The 15,165-nt window shown below is 46.7% G+C and carries 10 protein-coding genes; 6 read left to right on the plus strand and 4 right to left on the minus strand.

All coding sequences use genetic code 11. The features are described from left to right. Positions 1 to 8: 8 nt before the first annotated feature. Positions 9 to 1,028 carry a ketopantoate reductase family protein gene (locus ACV3PA_RS12400; protein ID WP_456124970.1) on the minus strand — a complete coding sequence of 340 codons (1,020 nt, stop codon included), beginning with the start codon at positions 1,026 to 1,028 and terminating at the stop codon, positions 9 to 11. 101 nt (positions 1,029 to 1,129) lie between these two features. Between ACV3PA_RS12400 and ACV3PA_RS12405 the strand changes: the two genes are divergently transcribed. After that, positions 1,130 to 2,011 carry a LysR family transcriptional regulator gene (locus ACV3PA_RS12405; protein ID WP_456124971.1) on the plus strand — a complete coding sequence of 294 codons (882 nt, stop codon included), beginning with the start codon at positions 1,130 to 1,132 and terminating at the stop codon, positions 2,009 to 2,011. A 38-nt stretch (positions 2,012 to 2,049) separates the two neighbouring features. Here the strand turns inward: ACV3PA_RS12405 and ACV3PA_RS12410 are convergent, their stop codons facing one another. From ACV3PA_RS12410 to adhE, 3 genes are all read right to left on the minus strand, one after another. Next, positions 2,050 to 4,764, minus strand: coding sequence for a bifunctional 2',3'-cyclic-nucleotide 2'-phosphodiesterase/3'-nucleotidase (locus ACV3PA_RS12410; protein ID WP_456124972.1), 2,715 nt, complete (start codon positions 4,762 to 4,764; stop codon positions 2,050 to 2,052). A 449-nt stretch (positions 4,765 to 5,213) separates the two neighbouring features. Continuing rightward, entirely contained in the window at positions 5,214 to 6,614 is a 1,401-nt protein-coding gene (locus ACV3PA_RS12415) for a hypothetical protein (RefSeq protein ID WP_456124973.1), read from the minus strand. Between the two features lie 192 nt (positions 6,615 to 6,806). Then, positions 6,807 to 9,401, minus strand: coding sequence for a bifunctional acetaldehyde-CoA/alcohol dehydrogenase (gene adhE, locus ACV3PA_RS12420; RefSeq protein WP_456124974.1), 2,595 nt, complete (start codon positions 9,399 to 9,401; stop codon positions 6,807 to 6,809). A 336-nt stretch (positions 9,402 to 9,737) separates the two neighbouring features. On the opposite strand from adhE, the gene ACV3PA_RS12425 reads away from it, so the two are divergent. The 5 genes from ACV3PA_RS12425 to ACV3PA_RS12445 all read left to right on the plus strand — a co-directional run bounded on the left by ACV3PA_RS12425 (position 9,738) and on the right by ACV3PA_RS12445 (position 15,112). Next, a complete protein-coding gene (locus ACV3PA_RS12425) occupies positions 9,738 to 10,289 on the plus strand; it encodes a beta-class carbonic anhydrase (RefSeq protein WP_238239534.1) in 552 nt (183 codons plus the stop codon). A gap of 315 nt (positions 10,290 to 10,604) precedes the next feature. Beyond that, on the plus strand, positions 10,605 to 11,924 hold the full coding sequence (locus ACV3PA_RS12430) for a Na+/H+ antiporter family protein (RefSeq protein WP_456125975.1): 1,320 nt from the start codon (positions 10,605 to 10,607) through the stop codon (positions 11,922 to 11,924). Between the two features lie 123 nt (positions 11,925 to 12,047). Further along, positions 12,048 to 12,641: an undecaprenyl phosphate transporter UptA gene (locus ACV3PA_RS12435; RefSeq protein ID WP_456124975.1), complete on the plus strand. Its 594-nt coding sequence runs from the start codon at positions 12,048 to 12,050 to the stop codon at positions 12,639 to 12,641. Between the two features lie 58 nt (positions 12,642 to 12,699). Continuing rightward, positions 12,700 to 13,581 (plus strand): hypothetical protein, encoded by an 882-nt coding sequence (locus ACV3PA_RS12440; protein WP_456124976.1) that lies wholly within the window; start codon positions 12,700 to 12,702, stop codon positions 13,579 to 13,581. Between the two features lie 160 nt (positions 13,582 to 13,741). Continuing rightward, the gene (locus ACV3PA_RS12445; RefSeq protein ID WP_456124977.1) at positions 13,742 to 15,112 is read left to right on the plus strand and encodes an amino acid permease; all 1,371 of its coding nucleotides are present in this window, start codon (positions 13,742 to 13,744) and stop codon (positions 15,110 to 15,112) included. Positions 15,113 to 15,165: the final 53 nt, after the last annotated feature.

The raw sequence follows: 15,165 nt of genomic DNA on the forward strand, positions 1-15,165 counted from the left end.
TTCCTCCTTTATGCGTTCAATAAAGCAGCAAAGCGTGCGACACTTGCTTCAAAATCAGGAACCGTCTTCGCAGCTTGCGCTTCTTCGACGATTTCTTGAATGAGTGAGTTGAACGGTGTTGCAATATCATACGTGTTTCCGTACATCGTGACGATCCCATTGATGTAACGAATCTCGGTCGGTTGCCCTTTTTGTAAGTCTTGCAACATGCTTGCTTCTAAGTCGCGCGATCCGTGCATCAACTGTGGCACGGTGATCAATTTTTCATCGATATCATCCAGTGTCGCGTAGGCTGCCGGCTCAAACGTACTCATCGGTGCGAACGTGATGCCATGGGCATGACCGACTTGAACGACTTCTTGCATTGTATGAAGCGCTGCCCGCAACAAGACAGGATGATCGAGCACGTCACCGTACGTTCCGTTACAAGCAGCAGATAACCCACTGAACGTACTATTGATGACGAGTTTTGACCATTTCGTACCTGGTAGATTATCCGAGATCTCTGTACCACCGATGTGATCGAGGATTTCCTTCAATTGAACGATTCGATCTGTCGTCTTTCCGTCTAGTTCACCGATTTGCATCGCATACGTCTTGAAGTGTTCGTAGTTTGACGTCAAGCGTGACTCCCCTGGTCCAACGTACGTTGCTCCGAACTCGACCGATCCCGCGATGATGCGTTCGCTTGGAATCTGTTGTTGAATGAACTCTTCCGGTACACCGTTTTGTAAGGAGACAAGGATCCCGTCTTCCTTCAAGATCGTTCCGACTTTTGCCAGAACCGATTCATTGTAAACCTGCTTCGTCAGCAATAGCACGATATCGTACATCTCTGTGATGTCATCCGGATGAATCGCATGAACAGATTGCGTTAGATCCGGTCCAATGACGTGTGCGCCTTTCGTATTCAATGCTTCGATATGTGCACGATTCGTATCGATCAGATCGACATCCGAACTTTGTTGACTCAAATAAGCTCCCATGATGGTCCCGAGTGACCCTGCTCCGTAAATTCCGATTTTCATTTCTATCACCTCTGGTATTTACGATATACTGGTTTCATCATAAATAGAAATATATATAATTGTATATTTTAATAACCTGTAGGTTATGTCAGGAGGATATTATGGAACTCTTACATTTGAATTACTTTCGTCACGTCGCGGAAGAATTGAACGTGACGCGTGCTGCCGAACGATTATTCATCAGCCAACCTGCCCTCAGTGCAACAATCAAGAAACTCGAGCGGGAATTGAACACGACATTATTTCATCGAAAAGGCAGAACGATCAGTTTGACTGACAATGGTCGACTGTTACTGCAGTCGGTCGAAAAAATCGAACACGAACTGACACGTGTTCAGGAACGAATGGCACGGAATGATGCGTCAACGGAAACACCACTCAGTCTTGCCAGTTCGCACGGCCGCTTCATCCAATTGATTCTACGGGAGTTTCTTCTTCCACAAGCGGCTCCCTTATTCAACTCGGACATCCTCTCGAACCGTGAAATCCTGAGCGGTCTGCTTCGTCAAGAATTCCATTTCTCGATCAGCTTCATGGAACTCAAGCATCCGCTCATTACGAGTGAACCAATCGTTGAAGAGGATATTGTCATCACTTATCCAGCTTCTTATTCAGAGAAAGAAGCAATTAATGCGCTTTATGCGGATGCCACCGAGACTGCCTTTTTATTCCCGTCCCACAATAAGGACTACAACCGCTTCATCCAATTGAAGATGGCAGAACTGAACATCTATGCCGATACCACGCATTACATCGATGACGTCTCACTTCAGCTCGCCTTACGCCAGCAACGGTATTTCAGCTTCGTTCCTGTTTCCGTCTGTCGCGATATGGGACTTCCCTTCATTACAGACGATGTATTTACCGTTACGTCACAACTCTACATGTCGCATGCGACGGATCAATTGACGGTCGAACAAGCAACTATGTATGAACGTGTCAAACGATTCCTGCTCTCACAAGGTACGTTTTTATCCAAATAAAAACGGATGCCTGCATATGCAGACACCCGTTTTTCATATTACTTCGTGATGAAGTAGCGTGATTGATCAAGATGATCCTTCGCTGTATAGATGTTGAGTTTGTACGAACCGTTCGTCAATACTTGACGCATTTTCAAGACATAGTTACCATGCTGATCCGCAACATCTTGTGCGATCAATTGGTAACCAGACTCTGTTTTTTGGTAAAGACGGACGATTTGACGTTTTTCGACTTTACCAGTCAATGTCTTTTTGCCTGACCATTTTTTAACCGGATACGTGTTCTTGATCGTGAACGACGCTTTTTTCGTGATCTTATTCGAGATGTCTATCGACTTGACTGTGTACGTGCCTGTCGTTAGACCGTTCTTGACTGCGATCTTGAAACCATTTGCTGTCGTTTTCGCTTTCGCGATCTTCGTTGATCCTTTGTAGAGCGTGACGTCAAGACCTTCCGTTGCTTTACCGCGGAGGACCGTTGAACCGTAGACTGCTGACTTTTTATCGATCGCAGGTGTTGCAACAACTCCTGTTCCGACAGTGACGCTTGTTTCTGTTTTCATGAAGCTGAGTTCTGAGACTACCGTCAACTTGTCACGCAATTTGAGCGGACGTGTTGCAACTTCGTATTGACCCGCTTCGTTTGCTGTTGCTGTTCCAAGGACCTTATCACCGAGTTTGACGGTGACTTTCGCACCTGGAACGGCTTGTCCTGTGACGACTTTTGCACCTGGTTTAACTGCTTTTGCCGATACCGTGAAGTCTTTCATCGGCACGTTCATGTTGAATGTCAGGAACGTACCTGTCTCACCTGGACGAGTTACACCTGTGTTCGTGACGCCTTCATACCGCTTGACGTACGGCGCTGCTGCAACTGCTGAATCAAAGCTGACCGTCATCGGCTTGCTTGCGACGAGTGACCAGTTGTCGTCGGCTTTATAATCAACCGGTTGCTTTGCTTTAATGAAGTCCGAGATAACGTTACGTGTTTCGTATGCTGATTTGTAGACGATATTCTTTCCGCCGCCAAGACCTGGGAACGTCGCACTGCCTGCTCGATAGTTGTTCGTCGCAACGAGGAATTCTTGATCATCTGCGATCGCTTTCCCTTGATACTTGATGTTTTGGACGCGGTTTGCATCTTTATTGACGACAACACCGTTATAGTCGAATTTCGCTGGTTTCGTGATGTCAATTTCATATGTCAAGCCATCGAGAATATCGAAGTTGTAGCTACGGAATTCTTTATTCAATAAGTTCGTTTGCTCACCGCCGACTTGGTTGAACTGACCCGCTGACATTTCGAGCCAGTCTTTGACCTCTGCACCCGTCACTTTGACGACTTCCAGTGTATTCGGGTATACATAGAGATCAGCAACGTTCTTGAGTGCGATAGGTCCTTTTTTGATCAATGTGTAATCTGATGCGTTGACTTGGTTACGACCACCTGTCTTGAATGGTGCACCTGCTGACAACAATGGAAGATCTTTATATTTCGCAAGATCTGCATTTTCTTTGAGTTGCTTCTCGACATACCATTTTTGAGCGTTCGTGACGAACTGAACCGAATCATCATCTTGCGCGAGGGCAAAGAAACTCTGGATATCGTCATTGATCGTACCGACTTCTTGACGAATATATGCAAGTGTTCCTTCATGCGCTTTTTCAATCAACTTAACGGCGCCTGCATCTGCCGTCGTATCTTTCGTCACGTCCGCTAGTTTTGCACCTGACGTATCCACGACCCATTTTCCATCGACTTGCTTTAACTGAAGATCGATGACACCGACGTTTTTCCCTTGCGTGTTTGCCATGACGACTGGTTTCCCATTGATTAACCCTTTTTCTTTATCAACATTCGGCAGTTTATTGAAAGCCGAATCGGCTGCTGGGAATTTCCCGTGTTGGTGACCTGTCATCAAGACATCGATGTCCGCAACTTTCGTCAACGCATAACCGACGTTTTCATCGCCGTCTTTTTGATCTACTGTATCCCCAATACCTGTGTGCGCGAGTGCAACGACAACGTCTGCGCCTGCGTCTTTTAATTTCTTCGCAGTTTCTTTCGCAGTCGGAATGATATCTTCTGCTGTTACTTTACCCGTCAGATTCCCTGCATCCCATGCCATGATTTGTGGCGTGACGACTCCGAACACACCAACCTTGACTGTTTTCATATCACCATTCTGGTCTTTCACTTGACGTTCAATGATTTGATAATCTTTTCCATCTTTATTGTAGTCTGAGACGATTGGTTTTTTCGTAACGGCATCCAACACGTTCGAGTTAACGAATTTGATCGAACCGCTTGAAGCACTCATCGCTGACTTTAAGAAATCGAGTCCGAAGTTGAATTCATGGTTCCCGAGCGTGACCGCGTCATAACCAAGGTATTCCATCAATTCGTACATTGGATGTTTGCCCTTGTTTCCTTTGTCATACTGATTTTTGACGTAATCGCCAAACGGTGTCCCTTGAAGTGTGTCCCCGTTATCGAACAAGAAACTGTTCGATGCGCCCACTTCCGTTTGTTGTTGTTTGATGACCGTAGCGGCTTTGACGAGACCGATTGTTTCGTCTTGCGCATCCTTGAAGTAATCGTAGTTCATAGAGTTCGTATGTAAATCCGTTGTTTCTAAGAAGCGTAACTTGACGACACTGTTGTCGGCAGCGAGTGTCTTAACTTGAACGACTGGTACGAGCATCGGTGCGATCAAAGTCGACGCGATGACAAGTTTCGTAGCTTTTTTCATATGGATTTTCCCCCCAGGATGTTTTGACTGCTTCATTAATTTAGCATGGTTCGATTATAGCTAATAGTCCTTTCAAATAGGTCGGACATCCGTCTTATTTAACCTACTTAACTAATTCCAAATAATGGCTTTACATTGTTGATTTTTCCTTTACAATTCATGTGTTAATGGTAAAAAAAAAGGAGGTGAATCACGTAAAAAAACGATACATTCCAGGACATGAACCTGAAAACGTATCGTTTATGCTTGATGTAGAACGTAACTGTTCATCCTCGACTCCTACAGGAAAAGAAAGCATGCACTTCGCTTTCGTCAGGGTCAGGTGAGACCCGGTAGACGAAACGGAGTTTTGGATACCGCGACTTACCTCCCGCCTGTGGAAAGCGAGGATGACAGCAACGTTCGTCGTCTGGATTCATGGCACAGGATTTTCACTACTCCCTGTCCCCTTACACCGCTTTCTCTGGTTTCCGTCGGACGACATAACCAAGAATACCAGCAAGTAAGGCAAGCCCTGCGGCGTAAAGTACCGTCCATCCTGCTGTCTGTTGAGCAAATTCGAATAAGACGTCACTGCGCCACTTCATCGCAAATTCAACATATGAAGCTTGACTGACGATGAAGCTGATGACACCAATCGCAATCGCAAAGACGAACGGATCGATGATCGACTTGAAACTTCGGATACTACAAACGAAGTAGATCGCAAACGACACGAGCAACAATACCCAGTACGCACTCTCACTTGAGACGTCTGGTGCCGTCGTTCCAGCTGATTCCGCATCGATCGATTGGATTGTCTGCCTTGCGACACCGTAATCAACAGGATCGAGCTTCAACTGCGTCGCTGACAAGTCAGGGCGTTCTCCACCGAGAAGCGTCAACAGTTGTTCCGTCACCCGGTCCGTATCAATCCCGTCGACGACTTTTTGAATCGAGTCATTGAGCTGATCCGTTGAGGTCTCTCCGTTCAACATTGAGACAGGAACTTCTGCGTTTGCTCCAAGGACGTCTGCTTGATAGACGACTTGACCACCGTGAATCCAGTCATACATCCCACCACTCCCAGCGTTCAAACTCGCGACAGTCAATGCTGTCCGTAGTGAAGAATCTCCGTCATACTCCGCTTCATCCTGTACCGTAAAGACGAGTTGCAGCGTGCTCGCAAACATCAAGATCAGCAAGCTGGCGCGTCCGGCTGCCGTTAAACCGGATAACTTCTGCGGGAAGAACGCCATCCAACCAAGCAAACTGACGACGAGAAGCGGTAGGATCCCACTCATCGCATAGCCGTCTTGTAACGTAAGGAATGGCACGTCGTTTCCGCGTCCAGCAAGGACGAACCAGATGATTCCGACCGTTAAAAAGAAACTGACCGAGCGAATCGTCCAACCGAGACGACTTGCTTTAATCCGTAACACTAAAAATAGCAAGACGGTCAAACCAATTCCAAAAACGGAATAAAGTAACGTGCCGTAGGAGACATCAAACGTAAGTGGTGCAAGAACCTGCTTCAAGTCGATTCCGAACAATGACAAGACGTCACCGGCAGAACTCGCATCGAGTACCTGATTGATGATCCCTTCCCGGACTGCGCTCGGCATCGTAATCGACAGTCCACCGACGAACAGGAGCATGAGTGAAACCGTGATATCTGTATCATTCCATGAGACATCTGCCTGTTGCATCTGCGTCACAAGATCTTGATAGTCTGAGGACGAGGTGATCTGTGAAGTCAAAAATGCCATCGTGCTATAAATGACACCGAAAAAGATGAGACCGATGAGGACGCCAAACAGGACATCCCAGACGGAAAACCGTCGTTGTTTCTTTTCTTGCCTTGACTCCATCCTAGTTCCTCCTTTTCATGCCTGATGTTTGAATATTCCTGATTCATTGAAACCAAAAACATCAAATTCATTCAACATCCATTATATCCCACCTTTTCTCCGACTGTCTCCATCCTTTCCCAAAATAAAAACCGACTTCTCAGATGGAGAGGCCGGTTGAACGATCAGGTACCATGGTATTTTATTCTCTATTTAGATGCCTTCGTACGCTTGTTCCATGATCGTCCGTAATTCAGTGACAAGCGGCATCTTCGGATTCGCTGTCGTACATTGATCCTCGAAAGCATCGACTGCCATCTTATCAAGTTTTGCCTCGAAGTCTGCTTTTTGAATACCTTGTGCCTTAAATGACATCTTAATGTTGAGGCGTTGTCCAAGATCGGCAACTGCTTGAATGAGTGACTCGACCCCTTGTTCCGTCGTTGTTGCCGGAAGACCGAGGTAGCGAGCGATGTCCGCATACCGTTCATCGGCAACGAATGATTCGTATTTCGGGAATGCTGCTAGTTTCGTTGGGCGTGACGCGTTATAGCGAATGACGTGTGGCATCAGGATCGCGTTCGTCCGTCCGTGTGGTGTATGGAACTCCCCACCGATTTTGTGTGCGATTGAGTGGTTGATTCCAAGGAACGCGTTCGCGAATGCCATCCCTGCCATCGTTGACGCATTGTGCACTTTTTCGCGTGCTTCGGCGTCGGATCCGTTAGCATATGCTCGTGGCAAGTACTCGAAGATCATCTTGATTGCTTTCAGTGCTAATCCATCCGTGTAGTCGTTCGCAAGAACCGAGACGTATGCTTCTGTTGCATGCGTCAAGACATCCATTCCGGTATCAGCTGTAATTGAAGCAGGTACCGTCATGACGAATTCTGGATCAACGATTGCGACGTCTGGTGTCAACGCATAGTCAGCAATCGGGTATTTGACGTTTTTCTCTTTATCCGTGATGACGGTGAACGGTGTCACTTCTGAACCCGTACCAGACGTCGTAGGAATCGCGACGAACTTCGCTTGACGACCGAGTGTCGGGAATTTATAGGCACGCTTACGAATATCAAGGAATTTTTGACGTAAGTTTGAAAACGTTTCGTTCGGTTGTTCGTAGAAGAGCCACATTCCTTTTGCAGCATCCATCGCTGATCCACCACCGAGGGCGATGATCAAGTCTGGTTTGAAGTCACGCATCGCTTGAGCACCCGTCTGAACGGTCGTTACGGATGGATCCGGTTCGACTTGGTCGAAGATCCGGTAATTGACGGACTGCGGCAAGTTTTGAATCACTTTATCGGCATATCCGAATTGCACCATCGTCGGATCAGTGACGATCATGACGCGTGAGACGTCAGTCATCGACCGGAGGTACTGGACGGAGTTCTTTTCGAAGTAGATTTTTTCAGGAACTTTGAACCATTGCATGTTCACGCGTCGTTTCGCCACCTTCTTGACGTTGAGTAAGTGTTTCGCCGTTACGTTCTCAGAAACAGAGTTTTTACCGTATGATCCGCAACCAAGTGTCAGTGATGGTGTCAACTCGTTGTAAAGATCACCAATCCCACCATGAGCAGATGGACTGTTGACGAGGATCCGGCAGGCTTTCATCCGGAGTCCGAACGCTGTCATCAAATCATCGTTCGTCGTATGAATGACGGCTGTATGCCCGAGACCACCGATTTCAAGCATCTGTTCGGCAATCGTGAACGCATCTTCGGTTGATGCGACGAGGTACGCACCGAGGACGGGACTGAGTTTTTCATGAGATAGTGGTTCTGCAGCACCAACATGTTCAAGTTCTGCGACGAGCATGACCGTCGTTTCCGGAACGTTGATGCCCGCTTTCTCTGCAATCCATGTCGCTGGTTTACCGACGATGTCCGCGTTGACGGCACACGTATCGGTTTTGATGACGAGTGCTTCAAGGCGTTGTTTTTCTTCCGGTGTACAGAAGTAACAACCGAGTGCTTCCATTTCCGCACGGACCGTCGCATAAATCTCTTGGTCGACAATAACGGCTTGTTCAGAGGCACAAATCATTCCGTTATCAAACGTTTTTGAGAGAACGAGATCGCTGACTGCCCGTTTAACTTTCGCAGATTGTTCGATGTAGCACGGAACGTTCCCTGGTCCAACACCGAGTGCCGGTTTCCCCGTTGAGTACGCTGATTTGACCATTCCTGCTCCACCTGTCGCAAGGACCATCGCGATTTTTTCATGGTTCATCAAGACTTTCGTTGCTTCAAGTGATGGTTCTTCGACCCATTGAATACAGTCTTTAGGTGCGCCTGCTTTGATGGCTGCATCGCGGAGTGTTTTCGCTGCTTCAACGGAACACCGTTGTGCTGATGGATGGAACGCGAAGACGATCGGATTGCGTGTCTTAATCGCAATCAATGCTTTGAACATCGTTGTTGACGTTGGGTTCGTGACTGGTGTGACACCACAGACGACACCGACTGGTTCAGCAATGTATGTGATACCATTTTGAACATCTTCTTCTAGAATCCCGACTGTTTTTTCATGTCGTAGACTGTTATAAATGTATTCTGTCGCGAACATGTTTTTAATCATTTTATCTTCAAAGACACCGCGTCCTGTCTCTTCGGTTGCGAGACGCGCAAGCTCAACGTGCCGTTCTAGTCCGGCAAGTGCCATATCCCGAACGATCGTATCGATTGTTTCTTGATCGAATGTCATTAATTCCTGTAACGCAAGTTGTCCTTTTTCAACAATTTGTCCAACTGCTTGTTCGACCGGTGTTGCCGTCGATTTTGTTTTTTCTTTCACAGCCATGAGTGGTTTCCTCCCTGTCGTGGAACGAATCTGAGTTTGATTTGCCAACCATTATGTTAGGAATGCCAAGCTGTTTTTCAATAGTTTGTGCTTTCCTTCACAAATCAATCATAACCCCTTTTTCCTGTTTTGTGCATGACCATCCTGTGAATTCCCTCACACCATTGATAGCGTTTACATCTATTGTCCGGTCTACTTTTCTGTCATTCCGTTCTAGACACGACAAACTGTGCGATTTATCACACCTCGCATTTTCCTGACTTGATAGCCGTTTCGTCATCTTGTATTCTGATATGGGGTACATATTAAGAGCTACCACTAAAGGAGGACACTTGAATGTCAGTCGTACAGGAAATGCTAGCCTTCAATGAGCGATTCGTCGCCGAAAAACAGTATGAGCAATTCGTCTCGGATAAGTTCCCGGACAAAAAAGTCGTCATCTTAACTTGCATGGATGCCCGTTTGACGGAGCTTCTTCCACACGCACTCGGTTTAAAAAACGGGGATGCGAAGATTATCAAAAATGCCGGCGCTATCCTATCGCATCCATTCGGTTCCGTCATGCGCTCGATTCTCGTCGCGTTGTATGCACTTGGTGCTGAAGAAGTCGTCGTCATCGGTCACCACGACTGTGGTATGAGCACGATTGATCCCAAACACATGATCAGCGAGATGAAGGGTCGAGGTATCGACCAGCAGATTCTTCACACGCTTGAAGTATCAGGTGTTGATTTGAATCAATGGTTGCGTGGCTTCACGTCAGTTCAAGAAAGCGTCGCCCATTCGGTCAGCCTCGTGAAGAACCATCCATTACTGCCACCTGGTACGAACGTCCACGGACTCGTCATCGATCCAGGTACCGGTAAACTCGACGTCGTCGATTGCTAAGCACTTTCTTATAGAAGAAACGCAAACAAATTTCAGTATTTTCTTAGGTCTCAGCCTGATAACAACGTGTCATTTTTCTCTAAACGGAGAAGGATGGCACGTTTTTTCTTAAACGTAAATGTCATTGATCAAAATGCTTCTCGCTTCGTGCTTCCGGGTATTAAAAAATGTGACGCCCTATAAAAAGCTAGAAAGCACATCGAGAAGCTCTTTATTGCGAGGTCAGACTTTTACTCTTGACAGCATTCCAACATGGCTGTAAGATACTTTAGTATAGTACAGTGATAACAAAAGAAAGTGTGGTTTTACTGAATGATAAACGCCGTATTGTTTGCCGTCTTTTTACTATTTATTTTAGCGATCTTCCGCGTCCACATCGTGCTCGCGATGGTCATCAGTGCGTTTGCCGGCGGTCTCGTCGGTGGTCTTGATTTAACAAAAACAACCGAAGCGTTTGCTGGTGGTCTTGGTGACGGGGCAGAAATTGCCCTTAGCTACGCGTTGCTCGGGGCTTTCGCCGTTGCTCTCTCGAAAACGGGTTTACCGGATGCTCTCGCGCACGCATTGATTGCGCGTTCACGTGGTAACGCAAGTGCCGCTTCCGTCAAAAAATTAAAAGGATTCATCTTGTTCGCGATTCTATTAATCGCAATCAGTTCACAAAACGTCTTACCGATCCACATCGCGTTTATTCCAATCATCATTCCGCCGCTTCTTGGTCTCTTCAATCAGTTGAAGATGGATCGTCGTCGGATTGCAATCATCATGACATTTGGTCTTGTAACACCGTACATGTTCTTACCAGTTGGATTCGGAGACATTTATCTTAACCAGATTCTACTGAAGAACCTGAAGGCAAATGGTCTCGATACAACAGGAGCATCCGTCATCGAGGCGATGGCGATTCCAGCACTCGGTATGGTCGTCGGTCTCTTGATCGGATTGTATTCGTACCGCAAAGAACGGACGTATGAGATGCGTGACATCGCCCCGGACGATTATGAAATTCCGGTCATCACGAAAACAAAACTTGTATTAAGTGGGATCGTCGTCATCGCGACGTTGATCGTCCAATTGCAAACGGAGTCGATGATTCTCGCTGCAACGACCGGACTCATCCTCTTCTTGCTGCTTCGTCTCGTTCGCTTCAGTGAAGCTGATGACGTCATTACACGCGGTATGCGGATGATGTCATTCATCGGATTCGTCATGATTTCAGCGAACGGTTTCTCAAACGTCTTGCGTAAGACAGGCGATATCGAACCGCTCGTCGAAAACTCGAAAGCGTTGATGGGCGATTCACAACTTGTTGCTGCCTTCATCATGCTCTTGATCGGTCTTCTCGTCACGATGGGGATCGGATCAAGTTTCTCAACGGTTCCAATCATTGCAGCCATCTTCGTTCCGCTCTGTATCCAGTACGGATTCAGCTTAGAAGCGACGATCGCCATCATCGGTACGTCCGGCGCACTCGGTGACGCAGGTAGTCCAGCATCTGACTCGACACTCGGACCGACCAGTGGTCTAAATGCCGATGGTCAGCATGATCACATGCGAGAAACGGTCATTCCGACGTTCCTTCACTACAACATTCCATTGCTCATCTTCGGTACGATCGCTGCGGTCGTATTATAAAAACAAGACGGGTTCGCTGGCATAGCGAATCCGTCTTTTGAATTGTCTCCGTTTTTTTCCTTTTCATTTTATCTTCAGTTCTCTAAAATAAAGGAATGAACTGATACAAAGGAGTTGTCTTACGTGTTATCCCAAGTCGTCAACCAAATTTTACTTTCGCTTGCCGATCTCGGATATTTCGGCATCGCCCTCGGGTTGATGATTGAAATCATACCGAGTGAAATCGTCCTCTCTTACGGTGGATTCATGATCTCCCAAGGAACGATTGGCTGGCCGCTCGCCATCGTCGCCGCCGTCATTGGTGGATTATTCTCGCAATTATTCTTATACTGGTTCGCGCGCTACGGTGGTCGTCCCCTGATCCTGAAATACGGAAAGTATGTTTTGATCTCAGAGCATCACTTGGATTTAGCCGAGCGTTGGTTCTTGAAATACGGACAGGGCGTCATCTTTGGTGCTCGTTTCATTCCCGTCGTCCGCCATGCCATTTCGATTCCGGCTGGTCTTGCGAAGATGGACCAAACAAAGTTTTCTCTCTATACAGTCCTCGCGATCATTCCATGGTCAATCCTATTCTTATATCTCGGGGAAACTCTCGGGACGAACTGGCGCTCGATCAAGGAAGTCGCAGCACCTTACACGAACGGCGTGTTGATTGCCGCTGTCGTCTTAATCATCATTTATGTCATCTTCAAGCGCCGTCAACGAACGGTCTGAACAACTAGCAGTCTGTCTTACGACGGACTGTTTTTTTAAACAAACAGGAGGTCCTGCCATGCTCACATCCCCACTTGCTCATTTTCCGTTACGTCGATTGACTGCATCCTACCGAAACGGCAGTCCAGTCGCGACAGGAATCAGTGTCGACGGTCATATCCTATTCGTTGAAGAGACGATGGATGAAGCCCGTGGTCGAACCGTTTTATCCATCCATCAATTAAAGGACGAATGGCGGAAGACGACGATCGTCGCTCAATCAGAGACTGATTTTTCATTCGTCGATCGTTTTCCGGATGGTCGCCTACTGCTCGTCGCCTCGCGATGTGATGACGACATCGATGGCTCATGGATGCCAAACGCGTTCATTTATGATGTCCAAGGTCACTTGCTCGATAGCTATTGTCTCGACGATGGGATTCAGAGCGTCCAAATCGATGAACAAGGTCAGATTTGGGTCAGTTATTTTGATGAGGGAGTTTATGCCGATGCGATGACGAGTTCGAACGGAGCATTTGGTCTTGTTGCCTTTAACGATCGAGGACAGATCCAGTACAAGAATCGTCAATATCCAATCGATGACTGCTATGCATTGAATGTCTGTTCTTCTAAAGAAGTTTGGTTTTTCTATTATTCCGACTTCCGGTTTGTTCGCATTGGTCAGGACGATTTAGTCTGTGAGGCACCAACAATTGCGTTCTCGCAGTTTGCTCGTCATGATACGTATCTCCTTGCTGCCGATCACGATGATGTCCAGTTACTTCAACAAAAAGGAACGGTCTTTCAGCCAATCCGCTCGATTCGCTTCATGACAGAACAAGGTGAAACCCTGTCAGGTGAACTTACAATGCGACATGATTTGATTGTTTTATCGACACCAAATCAGTTATATTTCGGTAAGCTCGATCGACACCTCTCCGCTTTACTTGCCAACAAATGAAAGCTGTTACATGTTTGTTTCATAAATTTCTGATTTTTGAAACATCTATTTCAAATTTTCAAAAAGACTAGCCGAGTCCTATCCGAGGATAGTATACTCAGCGTTATAGTTATTCGGGCAAGTTGTCTGAACATTATGACGTCACAGTTTTTTGGGGGAAATGATGAGTTCGAATTTGAAACGCGATTTAACAGCACGACAAGTACAAATGATTGCACTTGGAGGAACGATTGGGGTGGGTCTGTTCCTTGGAGCATCGAGTACGATTGCTTGGACAGGTCCATCCGTCTTACTTGCGTACATGCTAGCAGGAGTCTTTATCTTTTTTATCATGCGTGCACTTGGTGAAATGGTCTACACCCATCCTCACAGCGGTTCGTACGCAAAGTTCGCAAATGATTATATCCATCCAGCTGCTGGTTTTTTGACAGCAAGCAGTAACATCTTCAACTGGGTCGTCGTCGGGATGAGTGAAGTCATCGCAGTCGGCACCTATTTACGATTCTGGTGGCCGGAATTACCGACTTGGATTCCAGGTGTCGTCGTCATCATTCTCTTGACACTCGCCAACCTCGCTTCGGTCAAGATGTTCGGTGAGCTCGAATTCTGGTTTGCCTCCATCAAGGTAATAACGATTCTTCTAATGATCGTCGCCGGATTCGGAATCATCTTCTTTGGTCTAGGAAACGACGGAAACCCAGTCGGCTTCTCGAACCTGTGGGCGAACGGTGGATTCTTCACGAATGGTTTCACCGGCTTCTTCTTTGCCCTCTCAATCGTCTTTGCCTCTTACATCGGTGTTGAGTTGATTGGCGTGACAGCTGGAGAAACGAAAGATCCAGAAAAGAACATTACGAAGGCGATCAATGGTGTCGTCTGGCGGATTTTGATTTTCTACGTCGGATCGATCTTTATCATCGTCACGGTCTATCCGTGGAATGAGTTGTCAGATCTCGGCAGTCCGTTCGTTGCGACATTCGCAAAAGTCGGTATCACGATTGCTGCTGGTATCATCAACTTCGTCGTCATCACAGCCGCGTTATCTGGGTGTAACTCAGGGATATTCAGCGCAAGTCGGATGATCTATGCATTGGCTGAAAAAGGACAAGTACCGTCCTTCTTCTTGAAAGTCAACAAACGTGGAATTCCATTCTATACGGTCTTCGCGATTTCTATTGGGATTTTCTTCGGTGTTATTCTTGATATCGCCTTACCGCTCGTTCTCGGGAAAGATACGAATATCTTCGTATATGTCTACAGCGCTTCGGTACTTCCAGGGATGGTACCGTGGTTCGCCATCTTGATTAGTCATATTCGTTATCGCAAAATTGAAAGTGAACGAACAGCTTCACATCCATTTAAGATGCCAGGAGCTCCAGTGACGAACTATCTATCGATCGTTGCACTCGTGACAGTACTCGTCGGGATGTTGTTCAATGACGAGACACGCGTTTCCATCTTAATCGGTATCGTCTTCTTGATTTTAAGTACGATCTATTACGTCGTAAAAGTACCAAAAATCGAAAAGTGATCGTATTTCTCTTCCTCTCATAGCAATATGAGAGGCTTTTTGTGTTTCCTATT

Source organism: Exiguobacterium sp. EA-TM-5 (assembly GCF_053878415.1).